The following is a 26,639-nucleotide window of genomic DNA, read 5'->3' on the forward strand; positions in this document are numbered from 1 at the left end:
GCGATGAGGAGGAGCGGCGCCTATGACCACGCCAGCGACGATGCAGAGCGAAGCGATGAGGAGGAGCGGCGCCTATGACCACGCCGTTCGACAATCCCCAGGCTGAGCTGGCGTGGATGTTCCTACAGTGCCTGGGCGACGGCGAGGTCGACGAATGCTTCGAGTTGCTCAACGACGACTTCACCTACTGGAGCATCGCTGACCGGGCTTACCTCGACAAGGCGGCACTGCGGCGGCGAATCGAGCTGCGCAGAAGGCAGGTCGAGATCTCGCTGCACCTGATCCGCTGCGTTCACGACGTCGACAGTGTGGTGCTCGAGGCGCAGGGTGAAGGCATCACTGCCAACGGCAGCCGCTACGACAGCCCGTACGTCTTCTTCTTCGAGACCCGTGACGGCCTGATCGTGTCGATCCGGGAGTACAGCGACACCCGGGCGGCGGAGGCTCTGCCGGACATCACGTCTTAGTCAGCGTCGACGCTGACTTCGGCCTTGTCCGGATAGAACGCCACGTGACCGGCGATCGCCGCAACCGCGGGATATGGGTGCTCATAGGTCCAGATGACGTCGTCGACGGTGTCGCCGGCGGCGGTCACGCTGTAGTAGCTGGCGTCGCCCTTGAACGGACAGTAGGTGCTGGTGTCCGTGCGGGTCAGCACATCCTGCGCCACGTCACTGAATGGAATATATTGCACCGCAGCGTAACTGGATTCCTTCAACTGCAGTGCGGCGTCGGTGTCCGCAACCATCTGGCCATTGACGCGAACCCGGACGCGGCCGTTTGTCGGTTCGATGGTGATCGGGTGCTTGGCGCTGGGTTCCAGGACTGGCCGGTTGCTCATGGTGACATCTCCTTGGGTGCGGATACGAGATGTAACACCCACCGACGGCCAACATTCCCCATGCCGGACCGACCGCAACGGTTTTCAGCCCGGCGTAGCGCTTTTGCCTCGAGCGCTTTTGAGCTGCGCCCAGAACCGCGCGGCCTCGCGGATGGATTCTTCGACCGGTCTGGGCTGCCAGCCCAGTTCGCGCACCGCCTTGCTGTGGTCGACGGGTGCTTCGGCGCGCATCATCCGCACCGACGCCAGACTGAGCTCTGCGTCCTTTCCGGTGAAGCGGGCCCTGAGGGTGCCGAGCGCACCCAGCGCGTAGAGTGCGGGCACCGAAATCGACCGCCGCGGCGGCGGTACGCCGGCCTCGTCCGCGGCGATTCGCACCACCTCCCGCAACGCAATCAGCTTCTCGGAGATCAGGTATCGCTCGCCGTTGCGGCCACGTTCGGCAGCCAGGATCAGCGCCCTGGCGGCGTCGTCGACCCCGACCACTTCCAAATGAATGCCGTTCATCGTGAAGGGCAGTTTGCCGAACACCGCCCCGGCGATGAACGCGCCATGTGGAGTGCGGCCCCAATCGCCGCTGCCGTAGGTCGTGGAGACGCACATCGCGACGGCGGGCAGGCCACGTTCTTTCGCGCAGCGCAGCACGAGGTATTCGGCCTGCAGCCGGGACTCGATGTACGGGGTGAGCCGGCGTCGATTTATCTGATCGTTTTCGGTGGCCAGGTGGCCGTGCCGTCGGCCGACCGTCGCATAGGAGCTGGTGAAAACGAACCGGTGCAGGCCGGTGTCCTTGGCCACTTCCAGGGCCACTTCCAGCACGTTGCGGGTGCCCTCGACGTTGGTGCGAAAAAGCGGCGCCGTATCGCGCAGCCACGCTCGGGTGTCGACGACGCAGTAGTACACGTCGTCACAACCGTCCATCGCGGAACGCAACGTGCCGGAATCGAAGACATCGCCGTGAAATTTGGTGACCGGCAGGTCGTCGATACTGCGGGTGTCAGCGCCGGATCGCACCATGACCCGCACATCAGCACCGTCACCAACGAGTTGGCGGGTGACATGCGAGCCCAGGAAACCGTTGGCGCCGATGACCAATTTGGGTGGGGCAGTCATGGTCTGCCTCCGTACCGCTGCAGGAATTCCGCGGCGTCGTCGTCGAGTGTGCCCAATGCTTGCGCCTTGTTGCACCACTTCAGCGCCGCCTGCACGAAGCGCAGCGGGTTGTAGACGTCTTCCTGCCGACACCAGTGGTCGTCGCCGGCGTAGGTGATGATGGAGATGTTCGTCGCGCTGATGGTGGCGCCGTCACCGGGGTCCACCATCGGGTTGTCCAATTCGCAGATGATTCGCCCGGTAAACTCGTCGATAACCGACCACAGTGACGGAAACGCGACCATGTGACTGCCGGGAAAGGTCGTCATAGTCGCGCGAATCCAGGAGCGTACTTCGTCGCGGCCCTGCATGGTGCCCGCCGCGTGTTCGATGTATTCGACATCCGGCGTGTAGTGCTCGACCCAGGTGTCCCAGTCGCGGCTTTCCGCAGCCTGGGCAACGGTCCGCTCGAATCTCTCGAACGCCGCCGACAGCTCCTCGCGGCTGAACAACGGAGTCGTCACCCGAGCACCTCGCGCGTGTGGGTCGGCGGCATTGTTTGCCGACGTCGGCGGCGGAAAATCCTGTGTAGCCTAGCAAGGAGGTACGTCCCTCCACGATCGGGGATCAAGGAGCGATACGAATGAGCAATTACAGCAAGGCCATCCTGGCCGGTGGCTGCTTCTGGGGTATGCAAGATTTGATCCGCAAACAGCCCGGCGTGATGTCGACCCGGGTCGGCTACACCGGCGGCGATACGCCCAATGCGACGTACCGCAGTCACGGCAGACACGCCGAGGCCATTGAAATCGTTTACGACCCGCAGCTCACGGATTACCGCACACTGCTGGAGTTCTTCTTCCAAATTCACGACCCGACAACGAAGAACCGGCAGGGCAACGACCTCGGTGCCAGCTACCGCTCGGCCATCTTCTATGTCGACGAACAGCAGAAGCAGATTGCCCTGGACACCATCGCCGACGTCGAGGCCTCGGGCCTATGGCCCGGCAAGGTGGTCACTGAAGTCAGTCCCGCCGGTGACTTCTGGGAGGCCGAGCCCGAGCACCAGGATTACCTGGAGCGCTTCCCCAGTGGGTACACCTGCCACTACATCCGGCCGGGCTGGACATTGCCGCGGCGGGCCGCAGTCGAGAGCTGACGGCCGGCAGCGCTCACAAGCCGTGCGCGCGTAGCTGGTAGCGGCCGCGAGTCGTGGCCACGGTCTGACCATCGGCGTCGGTGACCACGGCTTCCAGATCGAAGTCGGCTTTGCCCTTCTCCGCGGCTTCGGCCTCGACGCGTGAAATGGTGCCGTCGTCGAGGCTGGCCGCGGCCCGAAGATCCGATCGGGCCATGCCGACGAATTTGATGTCCACATTTTTGACCAGCGGAAAGTATTTGGCTCTGTCGAAGGTGGTCAATCCGATGATCCCGCCGAGGATTTCGGCTGCGGTGAATTGCGCTCCTGCGTAGACGACGCCGAAGTGGTTGCCGTTGCCTTCGGCCGGCACGGTGACGGCGGCGTGGCCACGGCCCGCCTCGACGACTCGCAGCCCTATCTTGTGCGCCAGCAGGATCGTGTTTTCCATAGCGCCGTTGATTATCTCGAGGAGCTCAGCTGCGTCGCCTGTGGCCGTCATAGCGGGTTATCGTCTCGCTTCAACCGGTACGGCGACGCACCACGATCGGGCCGCCGTCCTTCGATGTGAAGGCGACACCTCGCGCGTGCCACTTTTCGCGCGGAGCCGGCTCCCGAGCCTGCGGCCGTATCAAGTTCGTGAGACAGCCTGCAGGGCATTGACTTTCGGAAAATCACGCCCTTCAGCGCCGTCTCGGCGCGCGGCTTAGCTCAGGCCGCGATCGGTTGCTCAGCGGCGACCGACTCGTCACCGCCGGCCCGCTTCTTCGTCGGCAAAGTCAGCTTCAAAATCTTGCGGACGACGGTACCGAACTGCCTGGGCAGCGATCCCGCGTTGTAGGGGATGCCATAGCGCCGGCAGATCTCGCGAACCTCCGGCGCGATCTCGGCGTACCGGTGCGCCGGCACATCGGGGAACAAATGGTGTTCGATCTGATGCGACAGGTTGCCGGACAACAAATGGAAGAGTTTGCCGCCGGTCAGGTTTGCCGAGCCGAGGACCTGCCGGAAGTACCACCTTCCGCGGGACTCGTTCTGTGTCTCTTCGACAGTGAATTCCTGCGTGCCATCGGGGAAGTGGCCGCAGAAGATGATCATGTAGGACCACACGTTGCGGACCAGGTTGGCCGAGAGATTGCCGGCGAACACAAACGGTGCGAACGGCCCGGCCAGCAGCGGAAACGCCACGTAGTCCTTCAGCATCTGGCGGCGGGTCTTGCGCCAGATACCTTGGAGCACTTCGCGTTTGTCGGCGACGGTGATCTCGCCGGCGCGGATGCGCTCGGTTTCCAGTTCGTGCAGCGCAACGCCGTATTGGAACAGCACCATCAGCAGGAAAGCGTAGACCGGGTTGCCCAGGAAGTATGGCTCCCAGGGCTGGTCTTCGCTCATCCGCAATATGCCGTAACCGATGTCGCGGTCCATTCCCACGATGTTGGTGTGGGTGTGGTGCATGTAGTTGTGCGAGTGCCGCCATTGGTCGGCCGGGCAGGCGGTGTCCCATTCGAATGCCCGACCGCTGATCGCCGGGTCGCGCATCCAGTCGTATTGGCCGTGCATCACATTGTGGCCGATTTCCATGTTGTCGAGGATCTTCGACAGTCCGAGCATCGCGGTGCCCGCCAGCCAGGCGGGCGGCAGGATGCCGGCGCACAGCAGCGCGCGCCCGCCGACTTCAAGGGTCCGTTGGGCTTTGATGACACGGCGGATGTAGTCGGCATCGCGTTCACCGAGATCGGCCAGCACGCGTTCCTTGATGGCGTCGAGTTCACGGCCAAAGGCGTCGGCCTGCTCGGAAGTCAGGGTGATCGTGGGCTGTGTCATGGTTACTCCTCCAAGTCTGCTTATTGGATTGAGCTATTGGATTGAGCTAGAGGGCGATTTCGACATGACCGACGGGTACGGACACGCAGATCTGCACGTCTTCGCCGGGGTTCGTCGAAACGCCGCCGGTGGTCAGGTTGCGCACGACGCCGGCCGTCTTGCGCCGCGTGCAGGTGTGGCAGATACCCATCCGGCATCCGCTCTCCGGTGTCAGGCCGGCCGCTTCGGCCTGATCGAGCAGCGCACGGCCATCGTCGGCGACCTCGATACCGCTGCTCGCAAATTTCACTCGGCCGCCGGACGGCTTTGCGGGCAGCTCGGTGACCGGTCCGACGAAGCTTTCCGAATGTGCAGTCGGGCAGTGTTCGCGAACGGCATCCACCAAAGCGGTGGGACCGCAGACGAACACGGCTTCCGGCGACGGCATGGCCGCGGCCAGGTGGTCAGGGCCGAACCGACCGCACAGGTCACCCGCACCCAAGCGGGTGTAGCCGTGCAACACCCGAACCCCTGGCATCGCGGCCAGCTCGTCGCGGTAACACGCCTCTGCAGGAGTACGCGCGTAATGGATGAACGCGATCTCGCCGTTGTGTCCTTCGGCGATCAGCGTCCGCAGCATCGCCATCACCGGTGTGACGCCGCTGCCGCCGGAGACGAACAGGGTGCGCCGCGGACGACGACGGGGCAGCGTGAAGTCGCCGCCGACGCCGCTCAGGCCCAGCACCATCCCGGGACGGGCCTGCTCGTAAAGGTAGGACGAGACCACGCCGTTATCGTGCTGGCCGACGGTCAGCTCCAGGGTGAGCGCACCCTCGGCGTTCGCCGGGGAATAGCAGCGGGTATGGCGGCGGCCGTCGACCTCAACGGTGACGCTGACGTATTGACCGGCCTTTAAAGTGTGAACAGGGAACGCTGCGTTAGGAGCAAGGATGAGCGTGACGCTGCGCGGGGTGGTTCGGCGGACCGCGACAACCTTGGCGCGAGCCTCGCTCAGCGTCCAGGCCGCATCCACCAGCTCGGTGTACCGGTCGACGCCGTGTGGTCCGGTAAGGAGGTCTACCAGGCGGGACCCCAGCACCCGCCGGCTAACGCTTCGAGAAAGAGTCTGGGTGAACATGTGTACACAGCTTAGCGAACAAGTCCACGTCGTCAAGTGTTTATGCTGGTCTGTGTTAGGGTTCACATAGTGAACAGCCGTACGCCTAGCTCACGTTCACACCGGGTAAGCCACGACCGCACCCGAGAAAGTCCCTCCCGGGTGGAGCGCAAAGAGGCGACCCGGCGGGCGATTGTGGCAGCGGCATTGAAGCTCCTCGGCGACCATAGCTTCAGCGGTCTGAGTCTGCGTGAAGTGACGCGGGAGGCCGGCATCGTGCCCGCGGCGTTTTATCGGCACTTCGAGTCGATGGAAGCGTTGGGACTGGTCCTGATCGACGAATCGTTTCGAACGCTGCGCGATATGCTGCGCGGCGCGCGCGCTGGCAGGATCGACACGAACCGGGTGATCGAGTCGTCCGTCGAAATCCTGGTTGCGAGTGTGGCCGAGCGGCGTGAGCACTGGCGCTTCATCGGCCGAGAGCGCTCCAGCGGTGTCACCGTGTTGCGCTACGCCATTCGCACCGAAATCCGGCTCATCACCTCGGAACTGGCAACCGATCTGGCGCGCTTTCCCGAGCTTCACGAATGGAGCACGGAGGACCTCAACATTCTGGCGACTTTGTTCGTGAATTCCATGATTGTCATCGCCGAGGCCATCGAAGATGCTCAGAGCTCCGACGCGCTCGAGGAGATCCGGCGCATCGCGGTCAAACAGCTGCGGATGATCGTCGTCGGAGTCACCGCCTGGCGCACTAGCCCCTGACGGGCAGCCAAAGTCCAATAGGCCGCCTTACGGAGTGCCGCTCTCGTCCACGACCTCGAAGAGCGAATCACCGTCCTCTGGAGCCCCGTCGATCTGGCCGCGATGCGCGCGTCCCGGCGGGCCGTCGTCCAGGACTTCCTCGTTGACGTCGGTGACTTCGGGTTCTTCGGCGGCGAGGCGGTCGTCGAGCGGTTCGCCCTCACGCTCTTCACGCCCGGTGATGCCGAACTTGTCGACGCCGCTCCAGCCCTCGGGCGGGTCCACGACGATGTCACCGTCGTCGTTGTGCACCTCGTCGGAGTCCAAGGACTCGCTCTGGTTCAGCGTGTCGCCGGGACCGCCCTCCTCCGGGAAATCCGAGGGGTCGAGTCCGCCGCCAGTGTCTGTCGCCATGGGCACCGGTTGCCCGTCGACTCCGGTCACTAAACGGACTGCTAGCGCGGTGGACGCCACATCGGCCACAAGGTCGGCCCGCCGCCGGGGATCACGATCTCGCCAGTCACCGCGAAGCCGAAGCGTTCGTAGTACGGGATGTTCTCCGGCCTGCTGGACTCCAGGTAGGCCGGGGCGTGTTCGGCGTCGCACCGGTCCAACCGCGACCGCATCAACGCCTGGCCGAAGCCGCGACCGCGGACGTTGGTGTCGCTTCCGATCGTGGCGAGATACCAGTGCGGCTCTTCCGGGTGTTCGCGCTTCATCGACTCCAGCAGTTGGGTCAGCTTGCGACCGAGCGCCAGCCGCAGACCGAACCCGATGATGAACGACGGCATCATCTTCAGTTGCTCGCCAGGCGAGTGTCGCCACCGGTTCGGCGGGTCCCAGAGCGCCGCTGCGCCGATACCTGTCCCGGCGCTGGTTTCTTCAAAGGCCACTTCCACGCCGCCACCGGCCAGGTGATGGTGTCGGGTCATAGTCGCGAAGAACTTGCTCAAACGAGCTGTGCGTGAATCTTCGCCGGGCAGCATCCAAATCGCCACCGGATCGTCGTAGAAGGCCCGGCCCAGCGTGGCGGACAGTTCGCGAACATCGGCTTGTGCTGCGGAGCGGACGTCGATCGTCACTGACGTCAGGCTAGCGACAACGGCTGACTGCCGCTCGGCAGGACTTAAGCTCAACGTTGTCCGTCACTGACAGAAGGCCGAATCGTGTGGGATTTCGAAACCGAACCCGAGTATCAGAAGAAGTTGGACTGGGTCGACGGGTTCTTGGTCGACGAGGTCGAGCCGCTGGATCTGGTGGCGCTCGATCCCTACGACAAGAAGAACCCCGAAACCATGGCGGTGCTGCGGCCGTTACAGCAGAAGGTGAAAGACCAGGGTCTGTGGGCGGCTCACCTGCGGCCTGAACTCGGCGGCCAAGGCTATGGTCAGGTCAAGTTGGCGCTGCTCAACGAGATCATCGGCCGGTCGCGCTGGGCGCCGTCGGTGTTCGGCTCGCAGGCGCCCGATTCGGGTAATGCCGAGATCCTCGCGTTGTTCGGCACCGACGAACAGAAAGCCCGCTACCTGCAGCCGCTGCTCGACGGGGAGATCACTTCCTGCTATTCGATGACCGAACCGCAGGGTGGATCAGACCCGGGGCTGTTCGTCACCCACGCGCACCGGGACGGCGACTCGTGGGTGATCAACGGCGAGAAGTGGTTCTCCACCAACGCCCGACACGCATCGTTCTTCATCGTCATGGCCGTCACAAACCCCGATGCCCGCACTCGGGAGAAGATGTCGCTGTTCATCGTTCCGGCTCAGACGCCGGGTATCGAGATCGTGCGTCACGTCGGGGTTGGCGGCGAGTCGTCGAACCACGCCACCCACGGCTACGTCCGCTACACAGACGTGCGGGTGCCCGACGACCACCTGCTCGGCGGTGCGGGCCAGGCGTTCGCGATCGCGCAGACGCGGCTGGGCGGTGGCCGGGTCCACCACGCCATGCGCACCATTGCGCTCGCCAAGCGGGCCTTCGACATGATGTGCGAGCGTGCGGTGTCACGCCAGACCCGGTTCGGCCGGCTGGGTGACCTCCAGATGACGCAGGAGAAGATCGCCGACAGCTGGCTGCAGATCGAGCAATTCCGGCTACTGGTGCTACGCACCGCCTGGTTGATCGACAGACATCAGGACTACCAGAAGGTGCGACGCGACATCGCCGCGGTCAAGGTGGCCATGCCCACGGTGCTGCACGACGTCGTGCAACGGGCCATGCACCTGCACGGCGCGCTGGGTGTCTCCAACGAGATGCCGTTCGTCAAAATGCTGGTCGCCGCTGAGTCCCTCGGCATCGCCGACGGCGCGACCGAACTGCACAAGATGACCGTGGCACGTCGAACCCTGCGCGAATACGAGCCGGTGTCAACGCTTTTCCCGTCTCAGCACCTGCCGAGCCGGCGAGCCGAGGCGCAGGCACGACTTGCCGAGCGCCTCGAACACGCGGCCGCCGAATTCTGATCCGACGCTCAGGAGATGTAGCGCACGATGCTTTCGACCACACACGCCGGTTTGGCTGCACCCTCGATCTCCACCGTCGTCGACACCGTCGCCTGCACCGCGCCGTTGCCGAGATCCTCGACGTCGACCAGGGAACTGCGGGCGCGCACCTTCGACCCGACCGGGACCGGTGACGGGAAACGAACCTTGTTCAGGCCGTAGTTGACTGCGAGCTTGATGCCGTTGACGGTGTAGATCTGGTGCTGCAACCGCGGCAGCAGCGACAGTGTCATGAAGCCGTGGGCGATCGTCCCACCGAACGGGCCCGCCGCCGCCTTTTCCGGGTCGACGTGGATCCACTGGTGATCCCCGGTCGCGTCGGCGAAAAGGTTGACGTCCTCCTGGGTGATGGTCACCCACTCGCTGTGCCCGATCTCTTCGCCTTTGGCGGCACCAAGTTCAGCGACCGAATCGAAGGTGCGCAATGGTCTCTCCTCTGCTCTGGTTGCCGGTCTTCGATGATAGTCGTGCCGGTCACACCGGCCGTCACGATGTTTCGCTGTGCTTTGCGCAGGGGTAGCCACGACGGGCTGCCGATTACGGCACTGGAAGGAAACTCTTGAGCATGACTGAAGACAAGCACCACAAACCCGAGTCGGACGTTGAAGCCGAGGACCACCAGGCGCAATCCCGGGCCGGCAAGGCCGGCGAGGACGGCACCTACGTCGGGCGGACGTTCAACGACGACGCCATGGATGTGGGCGAAACCGGCGCCGAAGCTCGGGCCCAACAAGAGTAAGCGCGCCGCGGGTGAGGCTGCTGCTGCTGGCTGACACCCACGTCCCCAAGCGGGCACGGGATCTGCCTGGCCGGGTATGGGCTGAAGTGGCCGAGGCCGACGTCGTCATTCACGCCGGTGACTGGGTGGCGCCACACTTGCTGGACACCCTCGAGGACCGGGCGGCGCGGCTGGTGGCGTGCTGGGGAAACAACGACGGGCCTGAGCTGCGCTCACGATTGCCCGAGCGTGCCGACGTGACGATGGGCGGCCTGCGTTTGACCGTCGTGCATGAAACGGGAGCGGCCAGCGGCCGCGAGGCGCGGATGTCGCAGTGCTATCCAGATAGCGATGTGCTGGTGTTCGGCCACAGCCACATCCCCTGGGACAGCACGACCCCGACCGGACTGCGGCTGCTCAACCCCGGATCACCGACCGATCGCCGACGCCAACCGTTCTGCACCTACATGACCGCGACGGTCGCCGATAGCGGGCTCGGTGATGTGGTTCTGCATCGACTCGACAAATAGCTCTACCTCAGAGGTATTATGGGCGGAGTGGAATCACACGCCGACCTGACGAGCGAGCTGTTCAGCGTCGTCGGAAGGTTTCGCCGCCAACTGCGACGTTCGGCCGGCCGGAGTTTCGAGTCGGCTCAGCTCACCGAGTCACAAGCCGAGCTGCTACGGCTGGTCGGGCGGCGGCCGGGTATCTCGGTCAGCATGGCCGCCGCCGACCTCGGGCTGGTTGCCAACACCGCTTCGACGTTGGTGTCCAAACTCGCCGGTGACGGCCTACTGGTCCGCGCCGTCGACCCGGCCGACCGCCGGGTTTACCGGCTGCAGCTCACCGAGCCGGCTCAAGAAATGGTCGACGCGTCGCGGACCGCACGCCGAACGCTGCTCGCCGAAGTGCTCGACACACTCGACCGAAATGAAGTCGCAGACCTAACCAGAGGTTTGGAGGTACTAGAAGACATGACCCGAATATTGCAGGAACGCTCGACATGAGCAGAACCGAATCGATCGCTGTCCATTGTCGGGGGTTGACGTACCGCTACGGTCAATTCACCGCAGTCGACGAGGTGACCATGCAGGTCCAGGCGGGTGAGACCATGGGTCTGCTCGGACCCAATGGCGCGGGCAAAACCACACTGGTGCGCATGCTGATCACCTTGACTCCGGTGCAGCGCGGCGAGCTGCGCATCTTCGGCCTCGACGCCCGCCGGCACGCGTTGGACATCCGCAGCAACATCGGATATGTGCCACAGCAACTTTCGATCGAGCCGGCTCTCACCGGGCGCCAGAACGTCGAGTGGTTCGCCCGGCTCTACGGTGTGCGGCGCGCCGATCGGTCCGGCCGTGTGGAAGAGGCGCTGGCCGCCATGCAGTTGCTCGACGTGGCCGATCAGGTGGCCGCTACCTACTCCGGCGGCATGGTGCGTCGTTTGGAATTAGCCCAGGCGCTGGTCAATCGGCCGTCGCTGCTGATTCTCGACGAGCCGACGGTGGGGCTGGACCCTATTGCGCGCGACAGCGTCTGGAGCCAGGTGCGCAGCATGCAAGCTGAATTGGGCATGACGGTGTTGTTGACCACTCACTACATGGAAGAGGCCGATGCGTTGTGCGACCGCGTTGCGCTCATGCATCGGGGTCGCTTGCAGGCTGTCGGCGCACCCACCGAATTGAAGTCGACCGTCGCGCCGGACGCCACGCTCGAAGACGTCTTCCGCCATTACGCCGGATCCGACCTGACCGACGAGACGCCGTCGCCGCGGCTAAGCGAAATACGTTCCAGTAGACGGGTTGCCCGTCGTGTCAGTTGAACAAGCACCGAGCACCCGCCTCACCGGTGCCCCTCAGGGTTGGCATCGCATCCGCCAAACACTGATCAGCGTAGTTACTTTCGCGATCGTTGAATTGCAGAAACTGCAGCATGACCGCACCGAGCTGGTCACCCGCATGGTGCAGCCGGCGTTGTGGTTGCTGATCTTCGGTACGACATTCAGCCACTTGCATGCTCTCAACACCGGTTCGGTGTCTTATCTGGCGTTTCTGGCGCCCGGCATCATCGCCCAGTCAGCGCTGTTCATCTCGATCTTCTATGGCATTCAGATCATCTGGGAGCGAGACGCCGGCATCTTGGCCAAACTCATGGTGACACCGGCCCCGGTCTCAGCTCTGGTCAGCGGCAAGTCTTTTGCCGCGGGTGTTCGTTCGGTCGCCCAGGTCATCGGTGTACTGGTGCTGGCTTATGTGATGGGCGTGCACCTGACTGTCAATCCGCTGCGCATCCTGGCCGCGATGGCGGTGGTGGTCCTCGGGGCAGCGTTCTTCGCCTGCTTGTCGATGACTCTGGCCGGACTGGTGCGCAACCGTGACCGCTTGATGGGAATCGGCCAAGCCATCACAATGCCGTTGTTCTTCGCCTCCAACGCGCTGTACCCGGTTGACGTGATGCCAGCTTGGCTGCGGGCACTCAGCACCGTGAATCCACTCAGCTACGAGGTTAATGCGTTGCGCGCGTTGTTGATCGGAACCCCCTTCAATCCGCTGGACCTTGTCGTTCTCGCGGTGGCGGCCGGCCTGGGCATCGCGACCGCATCGGCGCTGCTGCGGCGGCTGGTGCGCTGAGCTCAAGCGCAGGCCGAGTCTCAGCCGACTCTCAATCGTTAGTCAACTGCGACGTCATGCCTCGGCGTCGACATTGCTCCTGACCCGTCCCGCTGTGTTTCACTGCCGAAGACAGCCAGTAAACCGCACAATGCGACAGACGAAAGTTGGGATGGGTAGGAGCTATGAAGTTCGTTGAAAAGTTGCGTGGCGCAGCGGCCGGTTTGCCGCGCCGGCTGACGATCGCGGCCATAGGCACTGCCCTGTTGCCCGGGCTTGCCGGTGTCGTCGGCGACTCGGCGACTGCGGGCGCCTTCTCCAAACCGGGTCTGCCAGTTCAGTATCTGCAGGTGCCCTCGCCCTCGATGGGGCGCAACATCAAAATCCAGTTCCAGGGCGGCGGCACGCACGGGGTATATCTGCTCGACGGGCTGCGCGCTCAAGATGACTACAACGGCTGGGACATCAACACTCCGGCGTTCGAGGAGTACTACCAGTCCGGCCTGTCGGTCATCATGCCGGTGGGCGGCCAATCAAGTTTCTACACCGACTGGTATCAGCCGTCACAAGGCAACGGTCAGGACTACACCTACAAGTGGGAGACGTTCCTGACCAGGGAGATGCCCGGATGGCTGGAGGCGAATAAGGGTGTCTCCCCGGCGGGCAATGCAGCGGTCGGTCTTTCAATGTCGGGTGGATCCGCGCTCATCCTGGCCGCCTACTACCCGCAGCAGTTTCCCTACGCCGCATCGCTATCCGGCTTCCTCAACCCTTCGGAGGGGTGGTGGCCGACGATGATCGGCCTGGCGATGAACGACGCCGGCCATTACAGCGCCAACAGCATGTGGGGCCCTTCGAGCGATCCGGCGTGGAAGCGCAACGACCCGACGGTTCAGATTCCGCGGTTGGTGCAGAACAACACTCGGGTCTGGGTCTACTGCGGCAGCGGCAAGCCCAGCGAACTCGGCGGTGACAACATGCCGGCCAAATTCCTGGAAAGCTTCACGCTGCGAACCAACCAGACTTTCCGGGACAACTACATGGCCGCCGGAGGCAACAACGGGGTGTTCAATTTTCCCACCGACGGCACACACGACTGGCCTTACTGGAACACACAGCTGGTGGCCATGAAGCCGGACATCCAGCGGGTGCTGGGCGGCGCGCCGAACGCCAGCTGACACGGCGAACGCATCGGCAGCAGCGCCGCGCTGCGCTGCTGCCGTTGCCGTTGTCCGGCCGTACCGGGGTTTCCTCCAACTACTTCCAAATACCACGCCGATCGGCGTAGGAGAACGTATACCCGGTCGTCACTGCACAGATCACAGCGGCGATCGCCAGCATCTCGCTGCCGTCGGTGACCAGGCTGACAAACCCGCCGACACCGGCGCCGGACACGAAGCCGCCGAGCAGCAGGAAATATCCCAGCCAGTCCCAGATTTCGCCGCCGCTGAGGTGGCGTTCGATTCCTTGCCCCAGCTTCACCAACGTGCCGGTGACGTAACTCAACGGGATCGACACCTCACCGTTCTCGACGAACGTGGTGTTCAGCGCGCCGATGCCGAAAGCGACAAAGACGATGGGCAGCAATGCAAGTGGATGGGGACACTCACCACCGATGATGACGTCCAAGACAGTGGCGAGCACGAGGGCCAGGGTGGTGAGCACCGTGGCCCCGTGCGGTCGATGCGACCACAGATAGCGGCGGCACAGTGACGCGCTGACCACACCGGCGAGAAAGGCCGCCAGCACGATCGCCGCTGATACCGCTCGCCACTTTTCGTCCAGGAAGTAGCCCAGCACCGCTCGCTGGGTGTTGCCCGTCATGTAGGTCACCAGGTAACCAGAGGAGTGGGCGAACGCCGTCGCGCCCAGCAGCCCGGCCAGCGCGGCCAGCACCCAGGACAGTTTTTCCTCGCTGTTGAACTTCGAACGGATCACGCAAACCGATGTTTCCAGATCCAGACTTGTTCAGGCGCCGCGAGCGGCCAGCTTCATGCCAAATTCAAGTCAGGCCAAAGTCAAGTCGAGTGCCCAGCCGGTTCAAACACTCGGTGCGGCCTGCCGGTTACGCCGTGGTGATCCGGGCGATCGCCCGCAGCGGAATGGGCACCCAGCTCGGCCGGTGCCGCGACTCGTAGCCCGCTTCGTAAACCGCCTTGTCCAGCTCGTAGGCGCCCAGCACCAAAGCCGAGTCACGCGGATCGCTGCCCGACGCCGCGGCGTAACCGTCACAGAACGCAGCCTGGTTGCGCTCGACCCATTCGCGGGCGCGCGCAGCGAGCTGCTTGTCGGCCGACTGGTCGACCAGCGGCCCGTAGGCGGCGTATTCGTAGGAGCGCAGCACGCCCGCCACATCACGCAGCGGGGAATCCGGTGCCCGCCGCTCTTCGAGCGGCTGACCGGGCTCGCCCTCGAAGTCGATCAGCAGCCAGGTCTCCGGTGTCCGCAGCACCTGACCCAGGTGGAGGTCACCGTGCACCCGCTGCACCGTAATCGTCTCACCGGTCAGCTTGCGGAACCGCTCGCCGATCGTCGCCACGTAGTCCCTCAGCTCGGGCACCGAGCTGGCCGTCGACGACAGCCTTTCCAGCATGGTGTCGACCGGGAACGTGGCTTGCGACGCGCCCAGCTGGTCGGCCAGGGTGGCGTGCACCGAGGCCACCGCCTCGCCCAGCCGGTAGGACTCGCCCGCGAAGTCCCCGCCGACCTCGTACGCGTACAAATCGCCCTCGGCAAACAGGTCGCGCACGCTCGCGGTGGCGGTCGCCCAGCCTTCGGCGGCGTTGGCGGCGAACGCGGTCACCATGCCCAGCGGGATGGTCTCGTCGTCGGCGGCATCCAGCTCGTATGAGCCCAGCAGCCTGGCCACATGCGGATTACCGGCCCGGCCGAGGACGCGGTTCAGCTCGATGTCGGGGTTGATGCCGCTGCTGACCCGGCGGAACATCTTGAAAACCGCATCTTGTTCGAAGATCACGCTGGAGTTGCTCTGCTCGGCCTCCGACACGTATGGCTCCGCCTCGAGCGGCAACGAGACACCGGGCTCCTTGGCGAACTTTACGTCGCCGAGCACCGCTGACGAGTCGAGCAGCGACAGCAGGTACTGCGTCGCCGCCGGATCGTACAGAGCGTCATAGGCTGTCCGGTCGTTGTCGGAGCCGATCGTCGCCACCGTGCTGTACTCGGAGACCGGCCCGGAATCCCACCGGACGATGACCTGATAGCGCTCTGACGAGCCGTCGGTATAGGCGACGTCAACCAACACCAGGTCCAGGTCGTTGCGCAGCGGAACGGTCAGGCCAGCCTCGGCGGACGACAGTTGCCGGCTGCGGCCGGCATACCACCGTTGCTGCGGAAGCCATTCCGAGAACGGCAACTTCATTGCGTCTCCTCAGACTCGCATAGCTGGAACCAGTAAAAACCGTGGCCTGGCAATGTCAGCAGGTACGGCAGGTGGCCGATGCGCGGGAAGGCCACTCGCCCGGTCAATTCGACCGGTGTGTAGTTGTTCCAGTGCTGCAGGTTCAGCTCAATCGGCTGGGGAAAGCGGGACAGGTTGTTCACGCAGAGCACGACGTCTTGGTCGGATTCCCGGGCGTACGCCAGCACCGACGGGTTGGACCCGCCCAGTTCCCGGAAGGTGCCGGTGGCGAAGGCATCGTGCCGACGTCGCACCGCCAACATGGTGCGCGTCCAGTTCAGCAGCGATGTCGAGGTGTCGCGTTGGGCCTCCACGTTCACAGTCTGGTAGCCGTAGACCGGATCCTGGCTAGGCGGCACGTACAGCCGACCGGGATTGGCGGTGGAAAACCCGGCGTTGCGGTCCGGGGTCCACTGCATCGGTGTGCGAACCCCGTCGCGGTCGCCTAGCCAGATGACGTCGCCCATGCCGATCTCGTCGCCGTAATACATGACCGGAGAGCCCGGCAGCGACAGCAACAGCGCGGTGAACAACTCGATCTGGTTGCGGTCCTTTTCCAACAGCGGGGCCAGCCGTCGACGAATTCCGACATTCGCCTTCATCCGCGGATCTTTCGCGTACTCGGAGTACATGTAGTCGCGTTCCTCGTCGGTGACCATTTCCAGGGTCAGCTCGTCGTGGTTACGCAAAAAGATGCCCCACTGCGCCATCTTCGGGATGGGCGGCGTATGTGCCATGACCTCCGAAATCGGGAAGCGCGATTCGCGGCGCACCGCCATGAAGATGCGCGGCATCAGTGGAAAGTGGAACGCCATGTGGCATTCATCGCCGCCGGTATCGGGATCGCCGAAGTACTCGACGACATCACTGGGCCACTGATTGGCCTCGGCCAGCAAGACCCGACCCGGAAACTCATCGTCGACGACCTGGCGGACACGCTTGAGGAATGCATGCGTCTCGGGCAGATTTTCGCAGTTGGTGCCCTCCCGCTCGAAGAGGTAGGGCACGGCGTCCAGTCGGAATCCGTCGATGCCGACGTCGAGCCAGAACCGGATGACGTCAAGCATCGCGTCCTGGACAGCGGGGTTGTCGTAGTTCAGATCCGGCTGATGAGAGAAGAACCGGTGCCAGTAGAACTGACGGCGGACCGGATCATAGGTCCAGTTGGAATCTTCGGTGTCGACGAAGATGATCCGCGCGTCGGCGTATTTGTCACTGGTCTCGCTCCAGACGTAATAGTCACCGTACGGCCCGTCCGGGTCGCGCCGGGACTCCTGAAACCACGGGTGCGAGTCTGATGTGTGGTTCATCACCAGGTCGGTGATGACCCGGATGCCGCGGCGGTGAGCCGCGTCGAGGAGTTCGACGAAGTCATCGACGGTGCCGAACTCCGGTAGCACCTTGTAAAAGTCGCGAATGTCGTAGCCGCCGTCGCGCAGCGGTGAATCGTAGAACGGCGGCAGCCAGATGCAGTCGATGCCGAGCCATCGCAGGTAGTCGATCCGCTCGGTCAGGCCGCGCAGGTCACCGAATCCGTCGCCGTTGGAGTCGTAGAACGCCCGGACCAGCACTTCGTAGAAGACTGCGCGCTTGAACCAGGTCGGGTCGGCCGGTATCTCCCGGGCGTCGGCGAAGTCGTCGGCGGTGGGATGCTCGACCACACCGGCCTGGACGTGACTGCCCTCTGCGGGATCGTGTTCGACGTTGTCGTTAGAGTTCCTGGTCAAGTCCACGAGCTTACAGGTACCCGAGAGCACGCACCGAAAACACTATGCGTGCCAAACGAATTGAGGGCCGCAATTTGTTGGCGTCCGCACGGACTATCAGCCGGGCGGTCCCGGCGCCAACGTCACGGGGACAGACCGCGGCCCGCCCGGGCCTTCGAGCACACCCAGGGTGACCGTGTCACCCGGGTGGTGCTGGTCGAGGAGGTTGGTCAGCGCGGTGGCCGAGTTGACGGGACTGCCGTTGACGGACGTGATCACTGATCCCTGCCCGAGGCCTGCTCCGGCGGCCGGACCGTCCGGGATCACCTGCGCGATCGCGGCCCCTCCGCCGTTGGCGTCGTTGACGCCGACGCCGAGAAATCCGGTGGGACCGACGTGCACGGTGCCCGCGCCGGCGCCGGACCGGATCTGGCCGGCGATCGCCATCGCCCGGTTGATCGGGATCGCGAAACCTTCTCCGCGACCCAGCTTGAAGTTGTCCGAGGCGGCGGTGTTGACGCCGATCACCTGGTTGGCGCTGTTGACAGTCGGCCCGCCGGAGTCACCGGGACGGATTGCAGCGTCGACCTGGATCAACCCGTTCAGGGTCTCGGTGGTGCCGGTCAGCGAGTCGGACGCCGACACCGTCTGGTTCACCCCGATCACCCGGCCCGCGACCGCGCTCGGGGTTCCACCGACACCGCCAGCGTTGCCCAGCGACACGATCGGCTGGCCGACCGACACCCCGGAGGAGTTGCCGATGTTGGCGACCGGCAGGCCGCCGGCGCCGCCGAGCTGCAACACGGCGATGTCGTTCGTCCGGTCGTACCCGATGACGTCGACCGGGTAAGTCTGCCCGTTACCGATGTCACGGGCGCTGATGTCGGTGGCACCTGCGACGACATGGTTGTTGGTGAGCACCACGCCGCCGGGATCTATCACGATGCCGGTTCCGGCGCCGACCGCACCCTGGTAGCCCAGTTTGGTGTCGATGTCGACGATCTCCGGCCCGACCTGCGACACCGTTGCCAACGGGTCGACCGGCGGAGCGGGCGCCTGCGGCAACGGAGCCGGCGAACCCGTCGGTGCCGCCTGCGCCGGCGCCAGGCCGAATACCGCCGCGGCGATCAAGGCAGTCAAACTGGCCGCGCACGACGACCAATTTCGTCGCTGCGTGCAGCGGTGGTTCCTGCTCATTCCGTCACCTCTCGATAGGCGTACGACTGATGACGTACGACTTGCAAACGTCGAAGCGGTCAGGCCACGACATGCGCTTTCGACCCTTCACCCTAGACTGCACGGCCTTGAACGGCTCTTCGAAGACCGTCAATCTTCAATCGTCGGGGAGGTGCCGGTTTAGCACCGCAAGGGAATAACCGCACCATCGGCTCGGCAAACGAATTACCCGCCGGTGACTCAAATCACCCACGCATTAGGTCGAGATGTAATTCGGGAGCGGGAATTGTTCGAGTCGTCCCGAGCGCCCTCGCCGCCGGCGGTGCACAGATGCGAACATGTGCAAGAAGCGACGCCGCCGCGACGAGGTCGCCCCTAAGGGACTCGGCATAGCGGCTGGCGGCCGCGCGTTCGGGCCGGTTGACAAGCGGAAGGTGCGGTAGCGAATGGGTGTTCTCGAGTCATTCCGGCTCGACGACAAGGTGGTGGTCGTCACCGGAGGGTCCTCGGGGCTGGGGGTGTCTTTCGCCCAGGCCTTCGCCGAGGCGGGTGCCGATGTGGTGATCGGTGCGCGCCGTGCCGACAAACTGCAGGCGACCGCTGCGCTGGTGGAAGCTGCCGGACGCAAGGCGCTGTCGATAGCCACCGACGTCAGCGTGCCCGAGCAGTGCCGGCAACTGGTCGATGCGGCGATCCAGACTTTCGGTCACGTCGACGTGTTGATCAACAACGCCGGTAAGGGCACCGCGGTGCCGGCGACCCGCGAGACCCCGGAACAGTTCCGATCGGTGATCGAAGTCAACCTTCACGGCGCCTACTGGATGGCCCAGGCTTGCGGCCGGGTGATGCAGCCTGGCAGCTCGATCATCAACATCTCCAGTGTGCTGGGCTTCACCACCGCCGATCTGCCGCAAGCCGCCTACAGCGCGAGCAAGGCGGCCATCACCGGACTGACCCGCGATCTCGCCCAGCAGTGGGGTGCGCGCAAAGGCATCCGGGTCAACGCGTTGGCCCCGGGTTTCTTCAAGTCCGAGATGACCGACGAGTACAAGCCAGGCTACCTGGAAAGTCAGTCGCACCGGCTAATTCTCGGCCGGATGGGTGACGCGGCCGAACTCGCCGCCACCGCCGTCTGGCTGGCTTCGCCGGCTGCCGGTTACGTGACGGGACAAACCATCGTCGTCGACGGCGGCCTCACCATCAGCTGACACTGAGGCTTGAACTAATGGCGACCCGCTTCGCCCGGCTTCCAGCCGCACTCGCGATCGCCGCTGGACTGATGGCGGCGACCCGCTTCGCCCGGCTTCCAGCCGCACTCGCGATCGCCGCTAAGCTGACCCGGTGGTCGACTTTGACCCGGAAACGCGATTCGCCCAGGCGCCGAGCGCCCGGCTGGCCACTGTGACACCCGGCGGAAAACCGCACCTGGTGCCGGTGGTGTTCGCTGTGCTCGACGACGTGGTGTTCACCGCGGTCGACGCTAAACCAAAGACGACGCGAAAACTGCGCCGGTTGGCCAACATCGAACACAACCCCAGTGTGAGCTTCCTCGTCGACCATTACGACGACGACTGGACGCAGTTGTGGTGGGTTCGGGTGGACGGTGTCGCGTCCATCCACCGCGACGGCGACGTCATGCGCGCCGGGTACGACGCGCTGCGTGCCAAATACCCCCAGTATCAGACAGTTTCGCTTGGCGGCCCGGTTATCGCCGTCGCCGTGCAACGCTGGTCGAGCTGGCACTCCTGATCGCGGTTCTCTCAGCCGATGGCGGGTTCATCGCCAAGTCTTGTGCTGGCCGGGTGGGAAGGGGGAAGGTGACTTACTGAGTCCAATGGGGTACGAGGAGGTACGTCATGGCCGATAAGGCGACCAACTCTTCAGGTCAAGGAGCCGCTCCGGTTGCGGGCAGTCCGGCCGCCGTCCGCAATGTGGTGCTCGTGGGTCCGTCGGGCGGCGGCAAGACCACTTTGATCGAAGCCCTGCTGGTCGCTTCCGGCGTGCTGTCCCGTCCCGGCTCGGTCGTCGACGGCACCACGGTGTGCGACTACGAGGAGGCAGAGATCCGCCAGCAACGAACGGTGGGACTCGCCTTGGCGTCGTTGTCGCATGACGGCATCAAGGTCAACTTCATCGACACACCGGGATACGCCGACTTCGTGGGCGAATTACGTGCCGGTCTGCGCGGCGCCGACTGCGCGCTTTTCGTGATCGCGGCGAACGAGGGCGTCGACGAGCCGACCAAGTCCCTGTGGCAGGAGTGCGACCAGGTGGGCATGCCACGCGCAGTCGTGATCACCAAACTCGATCACGCCCGAGCCGACTACCAGAGCGCACTGGCCGCCGCATGGAACGCTTTCGGCGACAGGGTTTTACCGTTGTATCTGCCGGCCGGGGACGGACTGATCGGGTTGCTCTCGCAAACCCATTACGACTACACCGGCGGCAAACGAACCATTCACCCGCCGGACGAGTCCTACGCTGAGCAGATCGAAGAGCAGCGCGGCACGCTGATCGAGGGAATCATCGAGGAGTCCGAAGACGAATCCCTGATGGAGCGTTACCTCGGTGGTGAAACCATCGATGGGTCGGTGCTCATCGAGGACTTAGAGAAAGCGGTAGCCGGCGGCAAGTTCTTTCCCGTGCTGCCGGTCTGCAGTGGAACCGGTGTCGGCACCGTCGAATTGCTGGAGATCACCACCAGAGCGTTTCCTTCGCCGCTGGAACACCCACGGTCCGAGGTCTTCACACCGCAGGGCGCTTTGCGCGGCGGCCTGGCTTGTACCGCCGAGGGACCGTTGCTCGCTGAGGTGATCAAAACGACGTCAGACCAGTATGTCGGGCGGGTCAGTCTCGTCCGGGTTTTCGCCGGCACCATCAAACCCGATGCGACGGTGCACGTGTCAGGCCATTTCACGTCTTTCTTCGGATCGCCAGCCGGGCCCGGCGCCGGCTCCGCGAGCTCACACGCCGATCACGATGAGGACGAGCGCATCGGCACCCTGTCGTTCCCACTCGGTAAGCAACAGCGTCCCGCTGTGGTTGTGCCGGCCGGCGACATCTGCGCGATCGGTCGACTCAGCCGGGCCGAAACCGGCGACACCCTGTCCGACAAGTCCGATCCCTTGGTGCTCAAACCGTGGACTATGCCAGAGCCGTTGCTGCCCATCGCAATTGCGGCGCACGCCAAAACCGACGAGGACAAGCTGTCGGTCGGATTGGGACGGCTGGCCGCTGAGGACCCAACCCTGCGCATCGAGCAGAATAGGGAGACCCACCAAATTGTGCTGTGGTGCATGGGCGAGGCGCATGCCGGTGTGGTACTCGACGCTTTGGCCAACCGGTACGGCGTGACCGTCGACATGGTGGAGCTTCGCGTCCCGCTACGGGAAACGTTCGCCGGCAAGGCGAAAGGCCATGGCCGCCACGTCAAGCAGTCCGGCGGACACGGTCAGTACGCCGTCTGCGACATCGAAGTCGAGGCGCTGCCGGAAGGTTCCGGATTCGAGTTCCACGATAAGGTCGTCGGCGGTGCGGTGCCGCGGCAGTTCATACCCAGTGTGGAAAAAGGTGTCCGTGCTCAGATGGACAAGGGTGTCCACGCCGGTTATCCGGTCGTCGACATCCGAGTCACCTTGCTCGACGGCAAGGCGCACAGTGTCGACTCGTCGGACTTCGCCTTCCAGATGGCGGGCGCACTGGCGCTCAAGGACGCCGCCGCCGCCACCAAGGTGAGCTTGCTCGAGCCGATCGACGAGGTATCCGTCGAGGTACCCGACGACCTGGTCGGCACGGTGATGGGTGACCTGTCCGGGCGTCGCGGCCGCGTTCTCGGCACCGAAACCGCGGGCGGCGAGCGCACCGCGGTCCAAGCCGAAGTCCCGCAGGTAGAACTTACCCGCTATGCCATCGACTTACGCTCGTTGTCGCACGGCGCCGCGTCGTTCACCCGCTCGTATGTTCGTTACGAACCGATGCCCGAGTCCGCTGCCGCCCGAATCAAGCCGGCCGACTGAACAAGCCTCTGGCCACCTCCATCCGGTCGCTCGGGTGCCGGCGACAGCTGCCAGTTTGCTCAATATGCTGATTGGGTAACTTCCACGCAACTATGGTGGTGTCCTGGTCATCGGGCCGTATCGAAGGGATTTGGACCGTGCGTAGCGTGATTCGGTTGGCCGCCGCCGCGGCGGGCGCCTTGGCGCTGACGCTGGCCGGGTCGGGCAGCCTGAGCACAGCAGCAGTCGCGCCGTCGATACCGGATCCTGTCGTCGCGTCGGTTCAACCCACATCAGGCGAGGTTGTCGGTGTCGGGCACCCGGTCATCGTGACGTTCAACGGACCCGTCGCCGATCGCCGGGCAGCGGAGCGGACCATCAAAGTCTTTTCGCCGGGCCGCCCGACCGGCCATTTCGACTGGGTCAGTGACGCTGTCGTGCAATGGGTTCCAGACACCTACTGGCCTGCCCACAGCCACGTTGTGATAGAAGTGCACGGCCTGTCCACCGGTTTTGAAACCGGCTCGGCGGTATTGGGCGTCGCCGACGTTGCCGCGCACACATTCACCGTCAGCGTCGACGGCGAGGTGCTGCGCACGATGCCTGCGTCGATGGGCAAACCCAGTCGTCCCACCCCGCGTGGTTCATTCACGGCCCTGGAGAAGCAGCGCACCGTCACCTTCGATTCACGAACCATCGGCATCCCGCTGAGCTCATCCGAGGGCTACTTGATCCAGGGACAGTACGCCGTGCGCGTGACCTGGAGCGGCGTATACGTGCATTCGGCGCCGTGGTCGGTGGATTCACAGGGTTATTCGAACGTCAGCCACGGCTGTATCAACCTCAGCCCGGACAACGCCGCCTGGTACTTCGACACCGTCCACATCGGCGACCCGATCATCGTCCAGTAATCGACTCTCAGGCTCGGGCGTGTGTGGCTTCCGCCTGTCGCGGGGAATGCACGGGTGCGGCGTTGAGTTGGCGCTGAAAGAAAACGAGGTGGCCTCACGCGAGGCCGACCGGTGGTAATCGCGATTGAGACGACGGCGAGCCGCCCGGGCTGTGCTTTGAGGAGGATCGGAATGACATCTGGGAAGGCCCGCGCAGTGCGGTTCGACCGTTACGGCGATCGTGACGTGTTGTACGTGGCGGAAATCGACACGCCTGAGCCCGGTCCCGGCGAAGTGTTGGTCGAAGTGCGGGCCGCGGGCATCAACCCGGGTGAGGCGGCGATCCGGACCGGAGCGATGCATGAGGTGTTCCCCGCGACATTCCCCTCCGGTGAGGGCAGCGACCTGGCCGGAGTGGTGGCTGAGGTAGGCCCTGGGGTCACCGAATTCGCCGTCGGCGACGAAGTTCTCGGTTTCAGCCTCAGCCGCTCCAGCCACGCCACCCACACGACGGTCCCGGTGGACCAGCTGATCAGGAAACCTGCTGACATGAGTTGGGAGGCAGCGGGTTCGCTGTATGTCGTCGGCGCGACCGCCTATGCCGCGGTTCGCGCGGTGGCTTCGCAACCCGGTGAGACGGTAGCCGTGTCGGCGGCGGCCGGCGGAGTCGGCAGTCTGGTGGTGCAACTGCTGGTGCGACGCCAGGCGCGGGTGCTCGGTATCGCTTCGCAGAACAGCGCCGACTGGCTGCAGGCTCACGATGTCATCCCGATCGAATACGGCTTCGGCCTGCAGGGCCTGCAAGACCGGCTGCGCGAGGCCGCACCGGACGGAGTCGACGCGTTCATCGATCTGTTCGGTCCCGATTATGTGCAACTGGCGGTAAACCTTGGTGTGCCGCCCGATCGGATCGAGACGATCATCTCCTTCCAGAAGGCTGCTGAAGTGGGTGCCAAGACCGAAGGCAGCACCGATGCGTCGACGCCCGAAGTCTTGGCGGAGGTTGCCGACCTGGTCGCCGGCGGCGCCGTCGACTTCGACATCGCCGCCACGTATCCCCTCGACCGGGTGGCCGACGCCTTCGCGGAACTGGAGCAACGCCATACGCACGGCAAGATCGTCCTGCTTCCGCAAGGTTGATCAGACGTGTTGGAGCGCTGTGCTGTCTGACGATTCGACGGCTCAGCTGATACCAGCCTGAACCATCCTGAACACCACGAGCGTGCAGGCGACAACCAGATAGCCGCGCAGCGTGAACAGTGCGACGCGGCGCGACGGCGACATGACCGGCCGGTCAAGTGTTGCCAGCACCGGGGTCGTCCAACCTGCCCTGACCTCGTCGCGGACAGACTTGCGTTGGGCGCGGGTCAGCTTGGGCAGGTCGTCGAGTTCTGCCACCGCATCGAGGTCCAGCGCGCCGAATGGCACGGTGTCGGTCGCTTCACTTCGATGGGCTCGCCAATTGGCGGTGAGAACTGCGACGGCGCCCACAGCGCCGGTCGCCGCGCCGAGACCTAGCCCGGAAACCATGGTGGCCGTCGACAGGTCGGGGAAGAACGTCACCGCGGTCAGCATCAGGGACAACACCAGCAGCGACCAGACGATCAGCCACGCCAAAGTGTTCTGCCGAGAAGTGTTGACCCACGGGCCCATCACCGAACGGTCATTGCACAGCAGCACCAGAAAGACGGTGGCCGCCGGTAGTAGCACACCGGCGAGGGCCTGCACCCCTTGAGTGATGAGACCCAGGACATGGTCGGGACTGAACGCGACCGCGGCTGAAACGGTCAGCAGCGCAGCATAGCTGGCGTAGAACAGCGGCGCCTCGGTGATCTTCCAGTGCAACGAATGCGGTCTGCCCATCGTGTCGCCCAGAGCGTAGGTGGTGGCGAGCCCGACGCAGTTCGCGCCGATCAGCGACGCGTCGAGCAAGACGACCGCGAACAGGACGCCGACCGGGTGCCCGACGTGGTGGGACAGGTACGACGCGACCGCACCGGCGTCGGTGAACTTGCCCGCTGCGGCGGTGCCGCCGAGCCCGAAGGCGGTTGCCGCCATCAGCGCGACAGCACCGCCCATCACTCCGACGATGCCGATGACGAGGTCGGCTCGCCCGTACGGAATCCAGCGCGGGGTGATGCGCTTGTCCACGACATTGGATTGCTGGAAGAACAACTGCCACGGCGCGACGGTGGTGCCCACGATCGCCATGACGACCATCAGCACAACCGAGTCGCTGTGTCCGGGAAGCTGGGGAACCAGGCCGTGCATGCTGATGGCGATGCTCGGGTGCACGGACAACGCAAGCGGAATCACTGCGATGTTCACCGCGATCAGCACGAACATCAGTTGCTCCCAGCGCCGGAATGAGCCACCGGCCACCACCGCGAACAGCAACACCGCTGCTGCGGGTATCGCGATCAGTTTCGGGCAGCCCAGGAATCCGAGCGCCAGCGAGACTCCGATGAATTCGGTGACGATCGTCAAAGCGTTGAGGATCAACAAGTCTCCAACGCTGAACGCACCCCAGAACTTGCCGAACCGTTCGAAGATCAGCCGGGCATGCCCGACCCGGGTGACCGCGCCCAGGCGCAGCACCATCTCCTGGTTGACGTAAAGCACCGGGATCAGCAGTGCCAGAGTCCACAACAGTTTCATGCCGTAGTTCTGCCCGGCCTGCGAGTAGGTCGCCACCCCGCCGGCATCGTTGTCGCCCACCATCACGATCAGGCCCGGCCCGGCGATCACCAACAGCATCCGCAGCCGTTGCCGGCGGTTGCGTCCAGCGCCGGTGGCGTCGCGCCGAATGCGGCCGAACGCTCCGACGATGTCACCCGCGTGGGCCGAATCCAACACCGCTGCATCCGGCGGGCCGGGGACTGCCC

General features: G+C 64.4%; 29 protein-coding genes. 15 read left to right on the top strand and 14 right to left on the bottom strand.

The features are described from left to right. Positions 1-74 precede the first annotated feature (74 nt). Positions 75-467 (top strand): nuclear transport factor 2 family protein, encoded by a 393-nt coding sequence (locus tag WA317_RS18305; RefSeq protein ID WP_425174384.1) that lies wholly within the window; start codon positions 75-77, stop codon positions 465-467. Here WA317_RS18305 and WA317_RS18310 read toward each other — a convergent pair. The 3 genes from WA317_RS18310 to WA317_RS18320 form a co-directional block, all read right to left on the bottom strand. Beyond that, positions 464-841 (bottom strand): DUF427 domain-containing protein, encoded by a 378-nt coding sequence (locus tag WA317_RS18310; protein ID WP_425174385.1) that lies wholly within the window; start codon positions 839-841, stop codon positions 464-466. The genes WA317_RS18305 and WA317_RS18310 overlap by 4 nt on opposite strands. Positions 842-925: 84 nt before the next feature. Then, positions 926-1,954, bottom strand: a complete 1,029-nt coding sequence (locus tag WA317_RS18315) for an NAD-dependent epimerase/dehydratase family protein (RefSeq protein ID WP_425174386.1) — start codon at positions 1,952-1,954, stop codon at positions 926-928. Further along, positions 1,951-2,457, bottom strand: coding sequence for a nuclear transport factor 2 family protein (locus WA317_RS18320; RefSeq protein ID WP_425174387.1), 507 nt, complete (start codon positions 2,455-2,457; stop codon positions 1,951-1,953). Before WA317_RS18320 ends, WA317_RS18315 begins: the two co-directional genes overlap by 4 nt. A 119-nt stretch (positions 2,458-2,576) precedes the next feature. Here WA317_RS18320 and msrA point away from each other — a divergent pair, with 119 nt between their 5' ends. Then, entirely contained in the window at positions 2,577-3,092 is a 516-nt protein-coding gene (msrA, locus tag WA317_RS18325) for a peptide-methionine (S)-S-oxide reductase MsrA (protein ID WP_425174388.1), read from the top strand. Between the two features lie 13 nt (positions 3,093-3,105). On the opposite strand, the gene WA317_RS18330 is transcribed toward msrA, so the two are convergent. From WA317_RS18330 to WA317_RS18340, 3 genes are all read right to left on the bottom strand, one after another. Beyond that, positions 3,106-3,573, bottom strand: a complete 468-nt coding sequence (locus WA317_RS18330; RefSeq protein ID WP_425174389.1) for a YiiD C-terminal domain-containing protein — start codon at positions 3,571-3,573, stop codon at positions 3,106-3,108. A 209-nt stretch (positions 3,574-3,782) separates the two neighbouring features. After that, positions 3,783-4,895 (bottom strand): fatty acid desaturase family protein, encoded by a 1,113-nt coding sequence (locus WA317_RS18335; RefSeq protein WP_425174390.1) that lies wholly within the window; start codon positions 4,893-4,895, stop codon positions 3,783-3,785. A 46-nt stretch (positions 4,896-4,941) separates the two neighbouring features. Beyond that, positions 4,942-6,012: a flavin reductase family protein gene (locus WA317_RS18340; protein WP_425174391.1), complete on the bottom strand. Its 1,071-nt coding sequence runs from the start codon at positions 6,010-6,012 to the stop codon at positions 4,942-4,944. Positions 6,013-6,081: 69 nt separating this feature from the next. Between WA317_RS18340 and WA317_RS18345 the strand changes: the two genes are divergently transcribed. Next, positions 6,082-6,756, top strand: coding sequence for a TetR family transcriptional regulator (locus WA317_RS18345; RefSeq protein WP_425174410.1), 675 nt, complete (start codon positions 6,082-6,084; stop codon positions 6,754-6,756). 27 nt (positions 6,757-6,783) lie between these two features. Here the strand turns inward: WA317_RS18345 and WA317_RS18350 are convergent, their stop codons facing one another. Together WA317_RS18350 and WA317_RS18355 are read right to left on the bottom strand one after the other, a co-directional pair. Next, a complete protein-coding gene (locus tag WA317_RS18350) occupies positions 6,784-7,149 on the bottom strand; it encodes a hypothetical protein (RefSeq protein ID WP_425174392.1) in 366 nt (121 codons plus the stop codon). 41 nt (positions 7,150-7,190) lie between these two features. After that, positions 7,191-7,817, bottom strand: a complete 627-nt coding sequence (locus tag WA317_RS18355; RefSeq protein WP_425174393.1) for a GNAT family N-acetyltransferase — start codon at positions 7,815-7,817, stop codon at positions 7,191-7,193. 81 nt (positions 7,818-7,898) lie between these two features. Between WA317_RS18355 and WA317_RS18360 the strand changes: the two genes are divergently transcribed. Beyond that, positions 7,899-9,197, top strand: a complete 1,299-nt coding sequence (locus WA317_RS18360; protein WP_425174411.1) for an acyl-CoA dehydrogenase family protein — start codon at positions 7,899-7,901, stop codon at positions 9,195-9,197. Positions 9,198-9,205: 8 nt separating this feature from the next. Here WA317_RS18360 and WA317_RS18365 read toward each other — a convergent pair whose 3' ends face one another. Continuing rightward, positions 9,206-9,661 (bottom strand): MaoC family dehydratase, encoded by a 456-nt coding sequence (locus tag WA317_RS18365; RefSeq protein ID WP_425174394.1) that lies wholly within the window; start codon positions 9,659-9,661, stop codon positions 9,206-9,208. Positions 9,662-9,801: 140 nt separating this feature from the next. Between WA317_RS18365 and WA317_RS18370 the strand changes: the two genes are divergently transcribed. The 6 genes from WA317_RS18370 (at position 9,802) to ag85C (ending at position 13,744) form a co-directional block, all read left to right on the top strand. Next, positions 9,802-9,975 (top strand): hypothetical protein, encoded by a 174-nt coding sequence (locus tag WA317_RS18370; protein WP_425174395.1) that lies wholly within the window; start codon positions 9,802-9,804, stop codon positions 9,973-9,975. A gap of 11 nt (positions 9,976-9,986) precedes the next feature. Next, positions 9,987-10,484, top strand: coding sequence for a metallophosphoesterase family protein (locus tag WA317_RS18375; protein ID WP_425174396.1), 498 nt, complete (start codon positions 9,987-9,989; stop codon positions 10,482-10,484). Between the two features lie 18 nt (positions 10,485-10,502). Further along, complete coding sequence (locus WA317_RS18380; protein WP_425174397.1) at positions 10,503-10,964, top strand: MarR family winged helix-turn-helix transcriptional regulator; 462 nt, start codon at positions 10,503-10,505, stop codon at positions 10,962-10,964. Next, positions 10,961-11,779, top strand: a complete 819-nt coding sequence (locus WA317_RS18385; protein WP_425174398.1) for an ATP-binding cassette domain-containing protein — start codon at positions 10,961-10,963, stop codon at positions 11,777-11,779. Before WA317_RS18380 ends, WA317_RS18385 begins: the two co-directional genes overlap by 4 nt. Next, entirely contained in the window at positions 11,769-12,587 is an 819-nt protein-coding gene (locus WA317_RS18390; RefSeq protein ID WP_425174399.1) for an ABC transporter permease, read from the top strand. Before WA317_RS18385 ends, WA317_RS18390 begins: the two co-directional genes overlap by 11 nt. 164 nt (positions 12,588-12,751) lie before the next feature. Further along, positions 12,752-13,744: a diacylglycerol acyltransferase/mycolyltransferase Ag85C gene (ag85C, locus tag WA317_RS18395; RefSeq protein WP_425174400.1), complete on the top strand. Its 993-nt coding sequence runs from the start codon at positions 12,752-12,754 to the stop codon at positions 13,742-13,744. Between the two features lie 79 nt (positions 13,745-13,823). Here ag85C and WA317_RS18400 read toward each other — a convergent pair whose 3' ends face one another. The 4 genes from WA317_RS18400 to WA317_RS18415 all read right to left on the bottom strand — a co-directional run bounded on the left by WA317_RS18400 (position 13,824) and on the right by WA317_RS18415 (position 18,890). Further along, positions 13,824-14,504 (bottom strand): YoaK family protein, encoded by a 681-nt coding sequence (locus WA317_RS18400; RefSeq protein WP_425174401.1) that lies wholly within the window; start codon positions 14,502-14,504, stop codon positions 13,824-13,826. Positions 14,505-14,631: 127 nt separating this feature from the next. Beyond that, positions 14,632-15,948, bottom strand: coding sequence for a maltokinase N-terminal cap-like domain-containing protein (locus WA317_RS18405; RefSeq protein ID WP_425174402.1), 1,317 nt, complete (start codon positions 15,946-15,948; stop codon positions 14,632-14,634). After that, the gene (gene treS / locus WA317_RS18410; RefSeq protein ID WP_425174403.1) at positions 15,945-17,714 is read right to left on the bottom strand and encodes a maltose alpha-D-glucosyltransferase; all 1,770 of its coding nucleotides are present in this window, start codon (positions 17,712-17,714) and stop codon (positions 15,945-15,947) included. The genes WA317_RS18405 and treS overlap by 4 nt, the downstream gene beginning before the upstream one ends. Before the next feature lie 96 nt (positions 17,715-17,810). Beyond that, complete coding sequence (locus WA317_RS18415) at positions 17,811-18,890, bottom strand: S1C family serine protease (RefSeq protein WP_425174404.1); 1,080 nt, start codon at positions 18,888-18,890, stop codon at positions 17,811-17,813. Between the two features lie 425 nt (positions 18,891-19,315). Here WA317_RS18415 and WA317_RS18420 point away from each other — a divergent pair, with 425 nt between their 5' ends. From WA317_RS18420 to WA317_RS18440, 5 genes are all read left to right on the top strand, one after another. Further along, a complete protein-coding gene (locus WA317_RS18420) occupies positions 19,316-20,077 on the top strand; it encodes an SDR family NAD(P)-dependent oxidoreductase (protein ID WP_425174405.1) in 762 nt (253 codons plus the stop codon). Positions 20,078-20,210: 133 nt separating this feature from the next. Next, positions 20,211-20,618 (top strand): TIGR03668 family PPOX class F420-dependent oxidoreductase, encoded by a 408-nt coding sequence (locus WA317_RS18425; RefSeq protein ID WP_425174406.1) that lies wholly within the window; start codon positions 20,211-20,213, stop codon positions 20,616-20,618. A gap of 107 nt (positions 20,619-20,725) precedes the next feature. Next, positions 20,726-22,885 carry an elongation factor G-like protein EF-G2 gene (locus WA317_RS18430; RefSeq protein ID WP_425174407.1) on the top strand — a complete coding sequence of 720 codons (2,160 nt, stop codon included), beginning with the start codon at positions 20,726-20,728 and terminating at the stop codon, positions 22,883-22,885. 137 nt (positions 22,886-23,022) lie between these two features. After that, a complete protein-coding gene (locus WA317_RS18435; RefSeq protein ID WP_425174408.1) occupies positions 23,023-23,775 on the top strand; it encodes a L,D-transpeptidase in 753 nt (250 codons plus the stop codon). Positions 23,776-23,946: 171 nt separating this feature from the next. Continuing rightward, positions 23,947-24,894: an NADP-dependent oxidoreductase gene (locus tag WA317_RS18440; protein ID WP_425174409.1), complete on the top strand. Its 948-nt coding sequence runs from the start codon at positions 23,947-23,949 to the stop codon at positions 24,892-24,894. 42 nt (positions 24,895-24,936) lie between these two features. Here WA317_RS18440 and WA317_RS18445 read toward each other — a convergent pair whose 3' ends face one another. Next, positions 24,937-26,610 (bottom strand): NRAMP family divalent metal transporter, encoded by a 1,674-nt coding sequence (locus WA317_RS18445; protein ID WP_425174412.1) that lies wholly within the window; start codon positions 26,608-26,610, stop codon positions 24,937-24,939. Positions 26,611-26,639 lie beyond the last annotated feature (29 nt).

The sequence above is a fragment of the Mycobacterium sp. genome, from assembly GCF_049802695.1.
Taxonomy (GTDB): Bacteria; Actinomycetota; Actinomycetes; order Mycobacteriales; family Mycobacteriaceae; genus Mycobacterium.